At 62.4% G+C, this 17,880-nt stretch carries 15 protein-coding genes; 12 read left to right on the forward strand and 3 right to left on the reverse strand.

The features are described 5' to 3' along the window. The first annotated feature begins 21 nt into the window (after window positions 1-21). Window positions 22-1,302 (forward strand): sigma-54-dependent transcriptional regulator, encoded by a 1,281-nt coding sequence (locus tag KGA89_RS24160; RefSeq protein ID WP_230147636.1) that lies wholly within the window; start codon window positions 22-24, stop codon window positions 1,300-1,302. Between the two features lie 28 nt (window positions 1,303-1,330). Further along, window positions 1,331-1,660, forward strand: a complete 330-nt coding sequence (locus KGA89_RS24165; RefSeq protein WP_161796659.1) for a GlpM family protein — start codon at window positions 1,331-1,333, stop codon at window positions 1,658-1,660. A 121-nt stretch (window positions 1,661-1,781) separates the two neighbouring features. Here KGA89_RS24165 and KGA89_RS24170 read toward each other — a convergent pair whose 3' ends face one another. Next, window positions 1,782-2,396, reverse strand: a complete 615-nt coding sequence (locus KGA89_RS24170) for an NAD(P)-dependent oxidoreductase (RefSeq protein ID WP_223472707.1) — start codon at window positions 2,394-2,396, stop codon at window positions 1,782-1,784. A gap of 96 nt (window positions 2,397-2,492) precedes the next feature. After that, window positions 2,493-3,371: an MBL fold metallo-hydrolase gene (locus tag KGA89_RS24175; protein WP_223472708.1), complete on the reverse strand. Its 879-nt coding sequence runs from the start codon at window positions 3,369-3,371 to the stop codon at window positions 2,493-2,495. 113 nt (window positions 3,372-3,484) lie between these two features. Here KGA89_RS24175 and KGA89_RS24180 point away from each other — a divergent pair, with 113 nt between their 5' ends. From KGA89_RS24180 to KGA89_RS24215, 8 genes are all read left to right on the forward strand, one after another. Then, window positions 3,485-4,390, forward strand: coding sequence for a LysR family transcriptional regulator (locus KGA89_RS24180; protein WP_003204995.1), 906 nt, complete (start codon window positions 3,485-3,487; stop codon window positions 4,388-4,390). A gap of 215 nt (window positions 4,391-4,605) precedes the next feature. Next, a complete protein-coding gene (locus KGA89_RS24185; RefSeq protein WP_013694106.1) occupies window positions 4,606-6,114 on the forward strand; it encodes a sigma-54-dependent transcriptional regulator in 1,509 nt (502 codons plus the stop codon). 335 nt (window positions 6,115-6,449) lie between these two features. After that, window positions 6,450-6,833 (forward strand): glycine cleavage system protein GcvH, encoded by a 384-nt coding sequence (gene gcvH, locus KGA89_RS24190; RefSeq protein ID WP_003205000.1) that lies wholly within the window; start codon window positions 6,450-6,452, stop codon window positions 6,831-6,833. Window positions 6,834-6,843: 10 nt separating this feature from the next. Beyond that, entirely contained in the window at window positions 6,844-9,693 is a 2,850-nt protein-coding gene (gcvP, locus tag KGA89_RS24195) for an aminomethyl-transferring glycine dehydrogenase (protein WP_123423072.1), read from the forward strand. 189 nt (window positions 9,694-9,882) lie between these two features. Further along, window positions 9,883-11,259 carry an L-serine ammonia-lyase gene (locus KGA89_RS24200; protein WP_003205004.1) on the forward strand — a complete coding sequence of 459 codons (1,377 nt, stop codon included), beginning with the start codon at window positions 9,883-9,885 and terminating at the stop codon, window positions 11,257-11,259. Window positions 11,260-11,298: 39 nt separating this feature from the next. Next, on the forward strand, window positions 11,299-12,423 hold the full coding sequence (gene gcvT / locus KGA89_RS24205; RefSeq protein WP_013694108.1) for a glycine cleavage system aminomethyltransferase GcvT: 1,125 nt from the start codon (window positions 11,299-11,301) through the stop codon (window positions 12,421-12,423). 394 nt (window positions 12,424-12,817) lie between these two features. Then, the gene (locus tag KGA89_RS24210; protein ID WP_003175786.1) at window positions 12,818-13,030 is read left to right on the forward strand and encodes a cold-shock protein; all 213 of its coding nucleotides are present in this window, start codon (window positions 12,818-12,820) and stop codon (window positions 13,028-13,030) included. A gap of 95 nt (window positions 13,031-13,125) precedes the next feature. Then, on the forward strand, window positions 13,126-13,614 hold the full coding sequence (locus KGA89_RS24215; RefSeq protein ID WP_003205008.1) for an RDD family protein: 489 nt from the start codon (window positions 13,126-13,128) through the stop codon (window positions 13,612-13,614). Window positions 13,615-13,754: 140 nt separating this feature from the next. On the opposite strand, the gene nadA is transcribed toward KGA89_RS24215, so the two are convergent. Then, on the reverse strand, window positions 13,755-14,813 hold the full coding sequence (gene nadA / locus KGA89_RS24220) for a quinolinate synthase NadA (protein WP_003205010.1): 1,059 nt from the start codon (window positions 14,811-14,813) through the stop codon (window positions 13,755-13,757). 316 nt (window positions 14,814-15,129) lie between these two features. Between nadA and KGA89_RS24225 the strand changes: the two genes are divergently transcribed. Further along, complete coding sequence (locus KGA89_RS24225; RefSeq protein ID WP_003205013.1) at window positions 15,130-16,905, forward strand: copper resistance system multicopper oxidase; 1,776 nt, start codon at window positions 15,130-15,132, stop codon at window positions 16,903-16,905. A gap of 10 nt (window positions 16,906-16,915) precedes the next feature. Then, a complete protein-coding gene (locus KGA89_RS24230; protein ID WP_003205015.1) occupies window positions 16,916-17,836 on the forward strand; it encodes a copper resistance protein B in 921 nt (306 codons plus the stop codon). Window positions 17,837-17,880: the final 44 nt, after the last annotated feature.

A 17,880-nucleotide genomic window follows, 5' to 3' on the forward strand; every position in this document is an offset into this window, starting at 1 on the left:
GTCGAAGACGACCCCCATGTCCTGCTGGGCTGCCAGCAGGCGCTGACCCTGGAAGACATTCCCTGCATCGGCGTGGGCAGCGCCGAAGAGGCCCTGGAGCGCGTCGACGATAACTTTGCCGGCATCGTCATCAGCGACATTCGCCTGCCGGGCATCGACGGCCTGGAACTGCTGACCCGCCTCAAGGCACGGGACCGCAGCTTGCCGGTGGTGCTGATCACTGGCCACGGCGACATCTCCATGGCCGTCGGCGCCATGCAAAAAGGCGCCTATGACTTCATGGAGAAACCCTTCTCCCCTGAACGCCTGGTGGACGTCGCCCGCCGTGCCCTGGAGCAGCGCAGCCTCGCCCGGGAAGTGTCATCGCTGCGTCGGCAATTGGCCGAACGCGATTCCCTGGAAGGCCGGATCATTGGCCGCTCGCCCGCCATGCAGCACCTGCGCGCGCTGATCGCCAACGTCGCCGATACCTCGGCCAACGTGCTGATCGAAGGTGAAACCGGCACCGGCAAGGAACTGGTCGCTCGCTGCCTGCACGATTTCAGCCGACGCCACGACAAGCAGTTCGTCGCGCTGAACTGCGGCGGCCTGCCGGAGAACCTGTTCGAAAGCGAGATTTTCGGCCACGAGGCCAATGCCTTTACCGGAGCCGGCAAACGGCGGATCGGCAAGATCGAGCACGCCGACGGTGGCACGCTGTTTCTCGATGAAGTGGAAAGCATGCCCCTGCCCTTGCAGATCAAGTTGCTGCGCGTGTTGCAGGAACGCACCCTCGAGCGCCTGGGTTCGAACCAGAGCGTGGCCGTGGATTGCCGGGTGATCGCCGCCACCAAGTCCGACCTGGACGAAATGGGCCGGACCGGGCAGTTCCGCAGCGACCTGTATTACCGACTCAACGTGGTGACCCTGGAACTGCCGCCACTGCGCGAGCGGCGCGAAGACATCCTGCAACTGTTCAAGCACTTTCTCCAGCAGTCGTCCCTGCGCTTCGATCGCACGGTACCGGAGCTGGACAACCAGACCCTGTCGAACCTGATGAGCCACGACTGGCCGGGCAACGTACGCGAACTGCGCAACGTCGCCGAGCGTTACGCCCTTGGCCTGCCGGCGTTCAAGCGCTCCGGTGCCAGCGGCGGCAACCAGGGCCTGGCCTTCGCCGAAGCAGTCGAAGCCTTCGAGCGCAACCTGCTGGTGGACGCCCTGCAACGCAGCGGTGGCAACCTGACCCAGGCCAGCCTGGAACTGGGCATGGCCAAGACCACGCTGTTCGACAAAGTCAAAAAATATGGCTTGAGCCATTAATCAACCGGGCGGGAAACCTGTGGATATGATTTTCAAGGCGGCGCTCGGTGCAGCCGTGGTGGTCATCCTGGCGATGCTGGCCAAGACCAAGAACTATTACATCGCCGGGCTGGTGCCGCTGTTCCCGACCTTCGCCCTGATTGCCCATTACATCGTCGGCAAGGGCCGCTCGGTGGACGACCTGAAGACCACCATCGTGTTTGGGATGTGGTCGATCATTCCGTACTTCGTCTACTTGGCGACCCTTTACGTGATGGTCGACCGCATGCGCCTGGAGGCGTCCCTGGCCGTGGCGGCGGTGGCGTGGTTGATGGCGGCGACGGTACTGGTCAGCGTCTGGGTGCGGGTTCACGGCTGATCCCTGTAGGAGCTGTCGAGCGAAGCGAGGCTGCGATCTTTTGATCTTTCGCTAGAGACTCAAGTGTCCAAGGAAGGATCGCAGCCTCGCGTTGCTCGACAGCTCCTACACAAACCAGTGATCAGTAGCCGACGGTAAACCGCGTCCGCGAAAACTGCGGTGTTTCCACTTCATCGATCATCGCAATGGCGTAATCGGCAAAGCTGATCCAACTGCGCCCGGCGGCGTCGAACAGCAAGTGATCCTTGCCAAGACGAAACTGCTCCGTGCGCTCGGTTTCGACGAACTCTGCCGAAGGCGAAAGGAAGGTCCAGTCCAGGTCCTGCTCCTGGCGCAGTACGTCCAGGAACAACGCTCCGGCGCTGGCTTCGGCCAGGTATTCCTCCGGGAAGCCATCGCTGTCGATCACACGAGAGCCGTCCGGGAGCAGCAACGAACCGGCCCCGCCGACCACCAGCAAACGCTTGACCCCGGCGGCTTTCACCGGCGCGATGACCTTGTCGGCCGGCACGGTGGCAAAGTGGGCCGCGCTGATCACCACATCGTGATCGGTCACCGCCGCCGACAATGCCTCGCTGTCCAATACGTCCAGTTGCTTGCTGACCACCCCGGCCCTTTCACCTATTTTCGCGGTGTTGCGGGCAATGGCCGTCACGCTGTGACCACGGCGCAGGGCTTCTTCCAGCAATTGGCTGCCGGCGCGACCGGTGGCGCCGATGATTGCGATTTTGCTCATGGTGTTCTCCATTGGTTAGCGATGTTCGAAATGCATGCTCTTGTGCGAGGGGATTTATCCCCTCGCCATAACGGTGCTCCGATCAAAGATCGTTTCTCACCACTTCATCTCGCCCTTTGCCACCTTGGCACTGAGCTCCAGGGAGCTGTCTTCACCCAGGTTCGGGTAGCGTTGCTTCATGGCGGCGATCAGCGCGGCGGAATCCTTGGCCTTGGCGGTTTCTTCATCGAAGGCCTTGATGTAGCCAGCGGTGAATGTCACCGGAGCCAGGGACCGGGTGCTTTCACCCAGATAGTGGCCCGGGATTACGGTGTTCGGTTGCAGCTTTTCAATACCGGCGAGGGTCGCCAGCCAGTCCTTGTGGGACTGCGGTGTCTGGGTGTCAGCCATCCAGACGTGAATGTTCTCGGCCACCACCACACCGCCTACCACGGCCTTGATCGATGGAATCCACACGAAACTGCGGTCCGGCTGTGGGCCATCGAGGCCGACGATCTGCAAGCGCTGGCCTTCCAGGGTCAGGCTGTCGCCCTTGAGCACCTGGGGCACGATGGCTTTGGTCGGGGCATCGGTCTTCAGGATCGGCCCCCAATATTTCAGCTTGCCGTCCATGGTCTGCTTGATGTGCGCGACGGTCGGCGCGGACGCCAGCACCTTGGCCTCGGGGAACGCGGCGGTGAGGGTTTCCAAACCAAAATAGTAGTCCGGATCGCCATGGCTGATGTAGATCGTGGTCAATCGCTTACCGCTGGCGCGGATTTTTTCCACCACCTGTGCGGCCTGGGTCTTGCCGAACTGGGCGTCTACCAGGATCGCTTCTTTTTCACCGCTGACCAACACCGAGGTCACCGGGAAAACCGCCGCCGCGCCGGGGTTGTAGACGTCCAGCGTCAAGCCGGCGGCCCAGGTCTGGGCGGTGAAGGCCAGGGCGGCGGTTGCCAGCAGCAGGCGCTTGAGGGGGATAAATCCGGTCATGGTGTGCTCCGTTGTCCAAAAGCCCGAAAGGGAATGAGATGGAGCTTAGTGACCTGACTCGTTTCAAAAAATGCGATGATCGAACATAGTTTGTTTCTGAAATCGGGCAGATCATGGATCGTCTACAAGCAATGCGGGTGTTCGTCACGGTGGTGGACCTGGGCAGCCAGTCGGCGGCGGCCGAGCATCTGGACCTGTCGCGGCCGGTGGTGTCGCGGTATCTGGCGGAGCTGGAGGACTGGGTCGGTGCCCGGCTGATGCACCGCACCACTCGCAAGCTGAGCCTGACGGCCGCAGGCACGGAGATCCTGCCGCGCTGCCGGCAGATGCTCGAGCTGTCCGGCGACATGCAAGCCGCCGTCAGCACCCCGGACGACGCGCCACGGGGCATGCTGCGCATCAGCGCCAGCACCTCGTTCGGCCAGGCCCAACTGGCGAGCGCCATGGCCGAATACGTCAAGCGCTACCCAGGGGTGAGCGTCGACCTGCAAATGCTCGACCGCACCGTGAACCTGGTGGATGAGCGCATCGACCTGGCGATCCGCATGAGCAACGACCTGGACCCGAACCTGATTGCCCGCCGCCTCACGGTCTGCCGCTCGGTGATCTGCGCCTCGCCGCACTATCTGCGTGAACACTCGACACCGCTGCGCGTGGAAGAGCTGAGCCGGCACAACTGCCTGACCCACTCCTACGTCGGCAAGAGCCTGTGGCATTTCGAGCAGGACGGCGAGCAGGTCTCGGTGCCGGTGCAGGGCAACATCAGCGCCAACGAAGCCAGCACATTGCTTCAGGCCACGATAGCCGGTGCCGGCGTGGCCATGCTGCCCAGCTACCAGGCCGGCGCTCACATCAAGAACGGCGAACTGATCCGCCTGCTGCCTCACGCCGAACCGCGGCGGATGAACATGTACGCGGTGTACGCCTCACGCAAACACATGCCGTCGGCGCTGCGCAGCCTGCTGGATTTTCTGGTGCTGAAGTTTCCCGAGATGCCCGAGTGGGATGTGGGGCTCTAAACAGTAGTAGCCCCACCGAATTCCCCTTGTGGGAGCGAGCTTGCTCGCGAAGACGGTGTGTCAGCCAAATTAATGTCGACTGATACATCGCTATCGCGAGCAAGCTCGCTCCCACAAGGGATCTCTGTACGGCCTCAAGCTTTGCGCCAGGATTTCACCATTAGCCCGCCCCAAGGCATACTTGCGGCCCTCCGAGTTCCAGAATCCATCGCCCCATGCGTATCCACGTCAGTTTTATCGACCGCGTCGGCATCACCCAGGAAGTCCTGGCCTTGCTCGGTGGGCGCAATCTCAATCTGGATGCGGTGGAGATGGTGCCGCCCAACGTCTACATCGACGCCCCGACCCTCAGCCCGCAAGTGCTCGACGAGTTGCGCGAGGCGCTGTTCAGCGTGCGCGGCGTGCAGGCGGTCACCGTGGTGGACATCCTGCCGGGCCAGCGTCGGCACTTGCAGCTCGATGCCTTGCTCGCGGCCATGACCGACCCGGTACTGGCCCTGGACAGTGCCGGCAAGGTGTTGCTGGCCAATCCGGCGCTGATTGCCCTGTACGGTCGTGAACCGGCCGGGGAAAGCGTGGCCGAGCTGTTCGGTGACGAGGCCTTGCTGGACGCCTTGCTGGAGAACGGTTTTCGCTTGCCGCTGCGGGAAATCACCCTCAACGGCCAGACCTTGCTGCTGGACGCCACCCCCATCACCGACGCCGGCGCGCTGCTGACGCTGTACCAGCCGAACCGCATCGGCGAGCGCCTGTCGGCCCTGCATCACGATCACGCCGAAGGTTTCGACGCGCTGCTGGGCGAATCCCCGGCGATCCGCACCCTCAAAGCCCGGGCCCAGCGGGTCGCGGCGCTGGATGCACCGCTGCTGATCCAGGGCGAAACCGGCACCGGCAAGGAACTGGTGGCCCGGGCTTGCCACGCCATCAGCGCCCGTCATGGCGCACCGTTCCTGGCCCTGAACTGCGCGGCATTGCCGGAGAACCTGGCGGAAAGCGAACTGTTCGGCTATGCCCCCGGCGCCTTCACCGGGGCGCAACGGGGCGGCAAACCAGGGCTGATGGAGCTGGCGAACCAGGGCACGGTATTCCTCGATGAAATCGGCGAGATGTCGCCGTACCTGCAAGCCAAGCTGCTGCGCTTCCTGAACGATGGCAGCTTCCGCCGGGTGGGCGGCGACCGGGAAATCAAGGTCAACGTGCGGATCCTCAGCGCCACCCACCGCAACCTGGAGAAAATGGTCAGCGAGGGCTCGTTCCGCGAAGATCTGTTCTATCGCCTGAACGTGCTCAATGTCGAAGTCCCGCCGCTGCGGGAACGCGGCCAGGACATCCTGCTGCTGGCGCGTTACTTCATGCAGCAGGCCTGCGCGCAGATCCAGCGCCCGGTCTGCCGCCTGGCGCCCGGCACTTACCCGGCCCTGCTGGGCAACCGCTGGCCGGGCAACGTGCGGCAATTGCAGAACGTGATCTTCCGCGCCGCCGCCATTTGCGAAAGCAGCCTGGTGGATATCGGCGACCTGGACATCGCCGGCACCTCCGTGGCGCGTCAGGGCGATGTGGAAGTCGAAAGCCTGGAACAGGCCGTGGAAAGCTTCGAGAAGCACCTGCTCGAAAGCCTCTACGTCAACTACCCCTCCACCCGCCAGCTCGCCAACCGCCTGCAAACTTCCCACACCGCGATTGCCCATCGGTTGCGTAAATACGGGATTTCCGGGAAACCATAAGCTCGCTCCCACAAGGGTTCTGTGTTGTGGTCGAAATCGCGTCAAAAACGACCTCCACCTGTACTGAAAGCGCTACAGTGGAACGATATCGCTACACTCATCGCTAAGCAGCGCTGCGCAAGGCTTTGATCCCACAACGATTTTATCCAGCCTCCCAGCTGTAGCGATTTCGCTACAGCGAAGTCGAGCCAAGCTTCGAAAAAACCAGTCAAGCGGTTGATATATAAGCACTTATTAATATTGGCCGCATTCTTGCTATGGGTATTAGCATTCGGCCGGGCCAAGCCCCGCGCCTTCTTCGCGTCCACCAGACGAATCTGGCCCCAGGAGTTTCCATGAGCGAGTTGCGTTTCACTGAAGATCACGAATGGCTGCGCACCGAAGCCGACGGCAGCGTTACTGTCGGTATTACTGCGTTTGCCCAGAACGCCTTGGGCGATGTGGTCTATGTTCAGTTACCGGAACTGCAAAGCTATGACAAGGGTGCCGAAGCCTCCACCGTGGAATCGGTGAAAGCGGCCAGCGGTGTCTACATGCCACTGGACGGTGAAGTGCTCGAAGTGAACCCGGCCCTGGAAAGCAATCCGGAACTGGTCAACGAAGATCCCCTGGGCGATGGCTGGTTTTTCCGTTTCAAGCCAGTCAACGCCGCTGCCGTTGGCCAACTGCTGGATCAGGACGCTTACGACCGCCTGATCAAAGCCAACGCCGAAGCCTGAGGAGCGCCACATGACCGTTAATCTCGGCACTGCCAACGAATTCATCGCCCGCCACATCGGCCCGCGTGCCAGCGACGAGCAAGCCATGCTCGAGCGCCTGGGCTACGACTCCCTTGAAGCCCTGAGCGCCAGCGTCATCCCGGAAAGCATCAAGGGCACCAGCGTGCTGGACATGGGCGACGGCCAGAGCGAAGCCGATGCACTGGCCTCGATCAAGGCCATCGCCGCCAAGAACCAACTGTTCAAGACCTACATCGGCCAGGGCTACTACAACTGCCATACGCCGTCACCGATCCTGCGCAATCTGCTGGAAAACCCGGCCTGGTACACCGCCTACACCCCGTACCAGCCAGAAATATCCCAGGGCCGTCTCGAAGCGCTGTTGAACTTCCAGACCTTGATCAGCGACCTTACCGGCCTGCCGATCGCCAACGCCTCCTTGCTCGACGAAGCCACCGCCGCCGCCGAAGCCATGACCTTCTGCAAGCGCCTGAGCAAGAACAAGGGCAGCAACGCGTTCTTCGCCTCCGTACACAGCCACCCGCAAACCCTCGACGTGCTGCGCACCCGTGCCGAGCCCCTGGGCATCGACGTGGTGGTCGGCGATGAGCGCGAACTGAGCGACGTCAGCGGTTTCTTCGGCGCGCTGCTGCAGTACCCAGCCAGCAACGGTGACCTGTTCGACTACCGCGAACTGACCGAACGCTTCCACGCTGCCAACGCCTTGGTGGCCGTGGCTGCGGACCTGCTGGCCCTGACCCTGTTGACCCCGCCAGGTGAATTCGGCGCCGACGTGGCCATCGGCAGCGCCCAGCGCTTCGGTGTGCCGCTGGGCTTCGGTGGCCCGCACGCGGCGTATTTCTCCACCAAGGACGCCTTCAAGCGCGACATGCCGGGTCGTCTGGTTGGCGTTTCCGTGGACCGTTTCGGCAAGCCGGCCCTGCGCCTGGCGATGCAGACCCGCGAGCAACACATCCGCCGCGAGAAAGCCACGAGCAACATCTGCACCGCCCAGGTACTGCTGGCCAACATCGCCAGCATGTACGCCGTGTACCACGGTCCCAAGGGCCTGGTGCAAATTGCCAATCGCATCCATCACCTGACCGCGATCCTCGCCAAGGGCCTGGGCGCGCTAGGGCTGAGCGTCGAGCAAGAGAGCTTCTTCGACACCCTGACCTTGCGCACCGGCGCGCAAACCGCTGCCCTGCACGACAAGGCCCGCGCACAGCGCATCAACCTGCGTGTGGTGGACGCTGAACGCCTGGGCCTGTCCCTGGACGAGACCACCAGCCAGGCTGACGTTGAAGCACTGTGGAAGCTGTTGGCCGACGGCAAGGCGCTGCCGGACTTCACGGCACTGGCCGCCAGCGTGCAAAGCCGTATCCCGGCCGAGCTGGTGCGCCAATCGGCGATCCTCAGCCACCCAGTGTTCAACCGCTACCACTCCGAAACCGAGCTGATGCGCTACCTGCGCAAGCTCGCCGACAAGGACCTGGCCCTGGATCGCACCATGATCCCGCTGGGTTCCTGCACCATGAAACTCAACGCCGCCAGCGAAATGATCCCGGTGACCTGGGCCGAGTTCGGCGCCCTGCACCCATTCGCCCCGGCCGAGCAGAGCGCTGGCTACCAGCAACTGACCGACGAGCTGGAGGCCATGCTCTGCGCCGCCACCGGCTATGACGCAGTGTCGCTGCAACCCAACGCCGGTTCCCAGGGCGAATACGCTGGCCTGCTGGCGATCCGTGCCTATCACCAGAGCCGTGGCGAAGACCGTCGCGACATTTGCCTGATCCCGTCCTCGGCCCACGGCACCAACCCGGCCACCGCCCACATGGCCGGCATGCGCGTGGTCGTGACCGCCTGCGATGCCCGCGGCAACGTCGACATCGAAGACCTGCGGGCCAAGGCCATCGAGCACCGCGAACACCTCGCCGCATTGATGATCACCTACCCGTCCACTCACGGTGTGTTCGAAGAAGGCATCCGCGAAATCTGCGGCATCATTCATGACAACGGCGGCCAGGTGTACATCGACGGCGCCAACATGAACGCCATGGTCGGCCTCTGCGCCCCAGGCAAGTTCGGCGGCGACGTGTCGCACCTGAACCTGCACAAGACCTTCTGCATTCCCCACGGCGGTGGCGGCCCGGGCGTCGGCCCGATTGGCGTCAAGTCGCACCTGGCACCGTTCCTGCCGGGCCACGCCAACATGGAACGCAAGGAAGGCGCGGTGTGCGCGGCGCCATTCGGCAGCGCGAGCATCCTGCCGATCACCTGGATGTATATCCGCATGATGGGCGGCGCCGGCCTCAAGCGCGCCTCGCAACTGGCGATCCTCAACGCCAACTACATCGCCCGTCGCCTGGAAGAGCACTACCCGGTGCTCTACTCCGGCAGTAACGGTCTGGTGGCCCATGAATGCATCCTCGACCTGCGTCCACTCAAGGACAGCAGCGGCATCAGCGTCGATGACGTGGCCAAGCGCCTGATCGACTTCGGTTTCCACGCGCCGACCATGTCGTTCCCGGTGGCCGGCACGTTGATGATCGAGCCGACCGAAAGCGAATCCAAGGAAGAACTGGACCGCTTCTGCGACGCCATGATCTGCATCCGCGAAGAAATTCGCGCGGTGGAAAACGGCAGCCTGGACAAAGACGACAACCCACTGAAAAACGCCCCGCACACCGCGGCGGAAATCGTCGGTGAGTGGACCCACCCTTACAGCCGCGAACAGGCGGTGTACCCGGTGGCGTCGTTGATCGAAGGCAAGTACTGGCCGCCCGTGGGCCGGGTCGACAACGTGTTCGGCGACCGCAACCTGGTCTGCGCCTGCCCGTCGATCGAAAGCTACGCTTGACCTGAACGGAGGGCGATCTACCAGCCCTCCGAATCCCCTGTGGGAGCGAGCCTGCTCGCGATAGCGGCGTAACAGCCAATAGAGATGTTGCCTGACACTCCGCTATCGCGAGCAGGCTCGCTCCCACAAGGATCCATGTCAGACCTTAAACCACCGTCGATCCTCATAAAAAGAAACCGGAGAAACACCATGTCGTTAAGCGTGTTCGACCTGTTCAAGATCGGTATCGGCCCTTCCAGCTCCCATACCGTCGGCCCGATGCGTGCCGCTGCCCGTTTCGCCGAGGGGCTGCGTCGCGATGACTTGCTCAATTGCACCACCAGCGTCAAGGTCGAGCTCTACGGCTCGCTCGGCGCCACGGGCAAGGGCCACGGCAGCGACAAGGCCGTGCTGCTGGGCCTGGAAGGCGAGCATCCCGACACCGTGGACACCGAAACCGTCGACGCCCGCCTGCAAGCGATCCGCAGCAGCGGTCGCCTGAACCTGCTCGGCGAACACTCCATCGAATTCAATGAAAAGCTGCACCTGGCAATGATCCGCAAGCCGCTGGCCTTCCACCCCAACGGCATGATCTTCCGCGCCTTTGATGCCGCCGGGCTGCAAGTGCGCAGCCGCGAGTACTACTCGGTCGGCGGCGGCTTTGTCGTCGATGAAGACGCGGCCGGCGCCGACCGCATCGTCGAAGATGCTACGCCCCTGACCTTCCCGTTCAAGAGTGCCAAGGACCTGCTGGGTCATTGCAGCACCTATGGCCTGTCCATCAGCCAGGTAATGCTGACCAACGAAAGCGCCTGGCGCCCCGAAGCCGAGACCCGTGCCGGCCTGCTGAAAATCTGGCAGGTGATGCAGGATTGCGTGGCCGCCGGCTGTCGCAACGAAGGGATTCTGCCAGGCGGGCTGAAGGTCAAGCGCCGGGCCGCGGCGTTGCACCGCCAGCTGTGCAAGAACCCGGAAGCCGCACTGCGCGACCCACTGTCAGTACTGGACTGGGTCAACTTGTATGCCTTGGCGGTCAACGAAGAAAACGCCTATGGCGGGCGCGTCGTCACCGCGCCCACCAACGGGGCGGCGGGGATCATCCCGGCCGTGCTGCATTACTACATGCGCTTTATCCCCGGGGCCAGCGAGGATGGCGTGGTGCGTTTCCTGCTGACCGCCGCCGCCATCGGCATCCTGTACAAGGAAAACGCCTCCATCTCCGGCGCTGAAGTCGGTTGCCAGGGTGAAGTGGGCGTGGCCTGTTCCATGGCCGCCGGCGCCCTCTGCGAAGTGCTCGGCGGCAGCGTGCAGCAAGTGGAAAACGCCGCCGAGATCGGCATGGAACACAACCTCGGCCTGACCTGTGACCCGATCGGCGGCCTGGTGCAGGTGCCGTGCATCGAACGCAACGCCATGGGCTCGGTGAAGGCCATCAACGCGGTACGCATGGCCATGCGCGGCGACGGGCATCACTTCGTCTCCCTCGACAAAGTCATCCGCACCATGCGCCAGACCGGCGCCGACATGAAAAGCAAATACAAGGAGACCGCCCGCGGCGGTCTGGCGGTCAACATCATCGAATGCTGATGCGCTTGCCTCACTTCCACATTTTTTCCAGGAGCTGATATGTCCACCGAACAACTGCTGAAAACCCCGCTGCACGCGCTGCACCTCGAACTCGGCGCCCGCATGGTGCCGTTCGCCGGCTACGACATGCCGGTGCAGTACCCTCTGGGGGTGATGAAGGAACACCAGCACACCCGTGATCAGGCCGGGCTGTTCGACGTGTCCCACATGGGCCAGATCCGCCTGACCGGCGCAGGCGCCGCCAAGGCCCTGGAAACCCTGGTGCCGGTGGACATCATCGACCTGCCGGTGGGCATGCAGCGCTACGCCATGTTCACCAACGAGAACGGCGGCATCCTTGACGACCTGATGGTCGCCAACCTGGGCAATGACGAACTGTTCCTGGTGGTCAACGCGGCCTGCAAGGACCAGGACCTGGCTCACCTGCGGGCCCACATTGGTGCGCAGTGCAGCATCGAGCCACTGTTCGAAGCCCGTGCCCTGCTCGCCCTGCAAGGCCCGGCTGCCGTCACCGTGCTCGCACGCCTGGCGCCGGACGTGGCGAAGATGACCTTCATGCAGTTCCAGCGCGTCACGCTGCTGGGCGTGGACTGCTTTGTCAGCCGTTCGGGCTACACCGGTGAAGACGGTTTCGAAATCTCGGTACCCGCCGCCGATGCGGAAAAACTGGCCCGCGCCCTGCTGGCCGAGCCGGAAGTCGCGGCCATCGGCCTCGGTGCCCGTGACTCCCTGCGCCTGGAAGCCGGCCTGTGCCTCTATGGCCACGACATGAACACCGAGACCACGCCGATCGAAGCCAGCCTGTTGTGGGCGATTTCCAAAGTACGTCGTGCCGACGGCGCTCGCGCTGGCGGTTTCCCCGGCGCTGAAACCGTGTTCGCCCAACAACAGGGCGGCGTGAAGCGCAAACGCGTCGGCCTGCTGCCCCAGGAACGCACACCGGTGCGCGAAGGCGCAGAGATCGTCAACGAAGCGGGCGAGATTATCGGGACGGTGTGCAGCGGTGGTTTCGGCCCGACCCTGGGCGGTCCGTTGGCGATGGGTTACCTGGACAGCGCCTATGTCGCACTGGATACGCCAGTTTGGGCCATCGTGCGTGGGAAAAAGGTGCCTTTACTTGTAAGCAAAATGCCATTCGTCCCACAACGCTACTACCGCGGTTGATTGACTGTTTCTATAAGTAACGCGATTGCGTTATACGTGCACTAATGTGTAACGCAACCGCCATAAAAAGGTGCATATCCTTAGACATTCAATGGCGCTTATAACGGTCGTTAACAATTGAACTAGCCTATCGAATAAGCCCCGCCCGGCGATGTATGTAAATGCCTGCAAGCTGAGCAAATACGGGCTTCCCCGGGGGGTTGTTTTTTCATTCGTAGTTGGCGTAGAGTTTGGTCACTGTGTTTGCATGGGTCGCTTGGAATCGTGACCTGGGCAGTAGCTTATGAAGTTCGCTACATCCCGTTCGACGTCTCTTACTTTCCTGCAACCCAGCCCAGTACTCTTTCATGCGAAAGAGGCTGTCATCAATTTTAGCGTCAAAGGAAATAAGAAAATGTCTCAACGTCAGAGCGGTACCGTCAAGTGGTTCAACGACGAGAAGGGTTTTGGTTTTATCACGCCTGAAAGCGGTCCGGACCTGTTCGTGCATTTCCGCGCCATCCAGGGCAACGGCTTCAAGAGCCTGAAAGAAGGCCAGAAAGTCACTTTCGTTGCTGTGCAAGGCCAGAAAGGCATGCAGGCTGACGAGGTTCAAGCAGAAGCCTAAGGCTTTCGCACACTAAAAAAGCCCCTGATTGATATCAGGGGCTTTTTTATGGGCGTAAATCCGTAAAATGGCTTCTTTTTTCAACTGAGGCCGTCATGTCGAAACACCTGCTCACTCCCCAGGGCGACTTTCCTCCCGCCGGCCTGGGCCGTCGCCTGGCAGCGATGTTTTATGACTTCTTGCTGTGCACGGCGCTGCTGATCGTCACCAGCGGTGCCTACAAAATGATCCAGATGGCGATCATCGGCGAAGAAAAAATGCGCGCCCTGACCGAAGCCGGCGCACTGGACGGTGACCCGCTGCTGTCCACCGTACTGCTGTTCGTGCTGTTCGGCTTCTTCGCCAAGTTCTGGACCCACAACGGCCAGACCCTGGGCATGCAGGTGTGGTGCATCCGTGTACAGAACGCCGATGGCACGGCCATCAGCCTGTGGCAGGCGCTGTTGCGGTTCGTGGTAGCGATTGCGTCATTGCTGCTGGTGGGGCTGGGCTTCATCTGGGCGCTGTTCGACAAGCGCAAGCGCAGTTGGCATGACATCTACTCGGATACGCAGCTGGTGCGGATTCCCAAGAAAACCAAATAACTTCGTTCATCCTTGATCGTTCCCACGCTCTGCGTGGGAACGCCTCTGCGGACGCTCCGCGTTCGGCTTTTTGGGACGCGGAGCATCCCTGGCTACATTCCCACGCAGAGCGTGGGAACGATCAAGCCTCTCGCCTTCAATCAGGCATTGCCCGCCAGCTTCATCCGCGCCGCCTGGGTGAAGTCCAGCATGCGCTTGAGCGGGCGAATCGCTTGGGGGATCAGCGCCGGGTCGACGAAGATCTCGTTGGCGCCCTCCTGCAAGCTCTTGAGCGTGCGCTCCAGGGTATTCATCGCCATCCATGGGCAGTGTGCACAACTGCGGCACGCCGCGCCGTTGCCGGCGGTAGGGGCTTCGATGAAGACCTTGTCCGGGCACAGCTGCTGCATCTTGTAGAAAATGCCCCGGTCGGTGGCGACGATCAGCGTCTTGTTCGGCAGGGTCTGGGCCGCGGCGATCAATTGGCTGGTGGAGCCCACGGCATCCGCCAGTTCGATCACCGACGTCGGCGACTCCGGGTGCACCAGGATCGCGGCGTCCGGGTACAGCGCCTTCATGTCCTCCAACTGCTTGGACTTGAACTCTTCGTGGACGATGCAGGCACCGTCCCAGAGCAGCATGTCGGCGCCGGTCTTGCGCTGGATGTAAGTGCCCAGGTGCTTGTCCGGGCCCCAGATGATCGTCTCGCCGTTGTCCATCAGGCTCTCGACGATTTCCAGCGCGCAACTGGACGTCACCACCCAGTCGGCCCGGGCCTTCACTGCCGCCGAAGTGTTGGCATACACCACCACGGTGCGCTCCGGATGCTGGTCGCAGAACGCTGAGAATTCGTCCACCGGGCAGCCCAGGTCCAGGGAGCAGGTGGCTTCCAGGGTGGGCATCAACACACGTTTTTCGGGGTTGAGGATCTTGGCGGTCTCGCCCATGAACTTGACCCCCGCTACCACCACGGTCTTGGCCGGGTGGGCATTGCCGAAGCGGGCCATTTCCAGGGAGTCGGACACGCAACCACCGGTCTCTTCGGCCAGGGCCTGGATGATCGGGTCGCAGTAGAAGTGCGCGACCAGCACCGCGTCCTGAGCCTTGAGCTCGGCGGCGATGGCGGCGCGGTACCAGGCCTCTTGCTCGGCGGTCAGCGGCTTGGGCTGCTTGGCGTCGAGGTGGGCCTGGACCAGAAGGCGTTCGGAAATTTGCGTCATGTTCGCAAGACCTGCAAGCGCGTTTAGCGCGAAAGTCGAGTATACACCCGGCTCCGGACCACTCGGGTACCGCCGGGAAAGTGGGTATCAATCAGGCACGGGACAGCGTGAAGCCGGCAAGGCTACAGAATATCCCGTCGATGCAAAAGATCATTCTGACCTGTGCCCGACCCTGGAAGCGGACGCGCGCCCCAGCAAGAGCAAGCTGACCGAAATGTAATCACCTGCCCGGCCGGCTTATGTCATCTTCTTTTCAAAGCGACACCGGGGGATTGCCCCCGTGTTCGCTGCGAATCGACTGACGGACTTCCATCGTATGCAAACAAAAACTTCCCGGCGAACCTTCGTAAAGGGCCTGACTGCCGGCGGCATCCTCGGCGGCCTGGGCTTGTGGCGCGCGCCTGTCTGGGCGGTCACCGGCCCGGGCCAGCCCAACGTCCTGAGCGGCACCGAGTTCGATCTGTTCATCGGCGAAAGCCCGGTCAATTTCACCGGCAAGCCACGCACCGCCCAGACCATCAACGGTGGCATCCCCGGCCCGCTGCTGCGCTGGCGTGAAGGCGACACCGTGACCCTGCGGGTGCGCAATCGCTTGAAGGACACCACGTCCATCCACTGGCACGGCATCCTGCTGCCAGCCAACATGGACGGCGTTCCGGGGTTGAGTTTCAAGGGCATCGAACCCGACGGCATGTACGTGTATCAGTTCAAGGTCCGGCAAAACGGCACCTACTGGTACCACAGCCATTCCGGCTTCCAGGAACAATCCGGGGTCTACGGCCCGCTGGTGATCGACGCCCGGGAACCGGAGCCCTTCCAGTACGAACGGGACTATGTGGTGATGCTCACCGACTGGACCGATGAGGACCCCGGCAACATCCTTCGCAAGCTCAAGAAACAGTCGGACTACTACAACTACAACAAACGCACCGTCGGCGACTTCATTGACGATGTGGGCAAGAACGGCTGGGCCAGCACCGTGGCCGACCGCAAGATGTGGGCCGAGATGAAGATGAATCCCACTGACCTGGCCGATGTCAGTGGCGCCACCTACACCTACCTCATGAACGGCCAGGCGCCGGACATGAACTGGACCGGCCTGTTCAAGCCTGGCGAACGTCTTCGCCTGCGCTTTATCAACGGCTCGGCCATGAGCTATTTCGACGTGCGTATTCCCGGCTTGAAGATGACGGTGGTGGCGTCCGACGGCCAATACGTCAAACCGGTGAGCGTCGATGAGTTCCGGATCGCCGTGGCCGAAACCTATGACGTCATTGTCGAACCAACCCAGGAGGCCTACACCCTGTTCGCCCAGTCCATGGACCGCACCGGCTATGCCCGCGGCACCCTCGCGGCCAGGGCCGGGTTGTCGGCACCGGTGCCGCCCCTGGACCCGCGGCCATTGGTGACCATGGACGACATGGGCATGGGTGGCATGGACCACGGCTCGATGCAGGGCATGGCCGGGATGGACGACAGCCAGATGCAAGGTATGGATCATAGCCAGATGCAGGGCATGGGCGACATGGCCGGGATGGATCACGGTGCCATGCAGGGCATGGACGGCATGCTGTCGCATCCCGACACCGAGAAAGACAACCCCCTGGTGGACATGCAGGCCATGACCGTCAAGCCCAAGCTCGACGACCCGGGCATGGGGCTGCGTAACAACGGCCGCAAAGTGCTCACCTACTCAGACCTGCGCAGCACCTTCCCCGACCCCGACGGCCGCGAGCCGGGCCGTACGATCGAGCTACACCTGACCGGGCACATGGAAAAATTCGCCTGGTCGTTCAACGGCGTGAAATTTTCCGACGCCGCGCCGCTGCTGCTCAAGTACGGCGAGCGACTGCGCATCGTGCTGATCAACGACACCATGATGACCCACCCCATCCACCTGCACGGCATGTGGAGCGACCTGGAGGACGAGAGCGGCCAGTTCATGGTGCGCAAGCACACCATCGACGTGCCACCGGGTGCCAAGCGCAGCTACCGCGTCACCGCCGATGCCCTCGGGCGCTGGGCGTACCACTGTCATCTGCTGTTTCACATGGAGATGGGGATGTTCCGTGAAGTTCGGGTGCAGGAATGAGGAGCCGACCATGACCACTGTTTTTCACTACCCCATGGCACTCATTGCCAGCCTGACCCTCGGCGCCACCACCTCGGCCTGGGCGGCGGGCAACGACATGCAAGGCATGGATCACAGCCAGATGCCCGGGATGGACCATAGCCAGATGCAAGGTATGGATTCGATGCAAGGCATGGACTCGATGCAGGGCATGGAACCCATGCAATCAGCGCCGACCACCAGTCGCACGCCGATCCCGGAACTGACCGCCGCCGACCGCGCCGCCGTCTACGAGGATCATGGCGGACACGCGATGCATGACAGCGCCATCAATTCGTTTTTCCTCATCGACCAGCTGGAGTGGCAAGACGCCGATGACGGCAGCGCCCTGAGCTGGGATGCCTCCGGCTGGATCGGTGGCGACATCGACCGTTTGTGGCTGCGCTCCGAAGGTGAACGCCTCAACGGCAAGACCGAAGAGGCGGAACTTCAGGCCCTGTGGGGCCACGCCATCAGTCCTTGGTGGGACGTGGTGGCCGGCGTACGCCAGGACTTCAAGCCGGGCGATCCACAAACCTGGGCCGCCTTCGGCGTGCAAGGCATGGCGCTGTACAACTTCGAAGCCGAGGCCACCGCGTTCATCGGCGAAGGTGGCCAGAGCGCGGCGCGGCTGGAAGGCGACTACGACATCTTGCTGACCAATCGGTTGATCCTGCAGCCCACCGCCGAGGTCAACTTCTATGGCAAGAACGATCCTGCCCGCGGCGTCGGATCAGGGCTGTCGGACACCGAACTCGGCGTACGGTTGCGTTATGAAATACGCCGCGAATTCGCACCCTACATTGGCGTCACCTGGAATCGGGTCTACGGCAACACCGCCGATTACGCCCGTGAAGAAGGCGAAGACCGCAGCGAAGCCCGCCTGGTGTTGGGCGTGCGCATGTGGTTCTGAGCCACTGACCTGTTTCACTCAAAACTAAAAAACCAAGCTGTAGG

The organism is Pseudomonas sp. A-RE-22, assembly GCF_019956035.1.
GTDB lineage: Bacteria > Pseudomonadota > Gammaproteobacteria > Pseudomonadales > Pseudomonadaceae > Aquipseudomonas > Aquipseudomonas brassicacearum.

Excerpts from the sequence above, each read along its gene's own strand:
- KGA89_RS24170 (WP_223472707.1), bottom strand. The coding sequence starts at position 2,396 with ATGAGCAAAATCGCAATCATCGGCGCCACCGGTCGCGCCGGCAGCCAA.
- KGA89_RS24175 (WP_223472708.1), bottom strand. The coding sequence starts at position 3,371 with ATGACCGGATTTATCCCCCTCAAGCGCCTGCTGCTGGCAACCGCCGCC.
- KGA89_RS24180 (WP_003204995.1), top strand. The coding sequence starts at position 3,485 with ATGGATCGTCTACAAGCAATGCGGGTGTTCGTCACGGTGGTGGACCTG.
- KGA89_RS24185 (WP_013694106.1), top strand. The coding sequence starts at position 4,606 with ATGCGTATCCACGTCAGTTTTATCGACCGCGTCGGCATCACCCAGGAA.
- gcvH (WP_003205000.1), top strand. The coding sequence starts at position 6,450 with ATGAGCGAGTTGCGTTTCACTGAAGATCACGAATGGCTGCGCACCGAA.
- gcvP (WP_123423072.1), top strand. The coding sequence starts at position 6,844 with ATGACCGTTAATCTCGGCACTGCCAACGAATTCATCGCCCGCCACATC.
- KGA89_RS24200 (WP_003205004.1), top strand. The coding sequence starts at position 9,883 with ATGTCGTTAAGCGTGTTCGACCTGTTCAAGATCGGTATCGGCCCTTCC.
- gcvT (WP_013694108.1), top strand. The coding sequence starts at position 11,299 with ATGTCCACCGAACAACTGCTGAAAACCCCGCTGCACGCGCTGCACCTC.
- KGA89_RS24210 (WP_003175786.1), top strand. The coding sequence starts at position 12,818 with ATGTCTCAACGTCAGAGCGGTACCGTCAAGTGGTTCAACGACGAGAAG.
- KGA89_RS24215 (WP_003205008.1), top strand. The coding sequence starts at position 13,126 with ATGTCGAAACACCTGCTCACTCCCCAGGGCGACTTTCCTCCCGCCGGC.
- nadA (WP_003205010.1), bottom strand. The coding sequence starts at position 14,813 with ATGACGCAAATTTCCGAACGCCTTCTGGTCCAGGCCCACCTCGACGCC.
- KGA89_RS24225 (WP_003205013.1), top strand. The coding sequence starts at position 15,130 with ATGCAAACAAAAACTTCCCGGCGAACCTTCGTAAAGGGCCTGACTGCC.
- KGA89_RS24230 (WP_003205015.1), top strand. The coding sequence starts at position 16,916 with ATGACCACTGTTTTTCACTACCCCATGGCACTCATTGCCAGCCTGACC.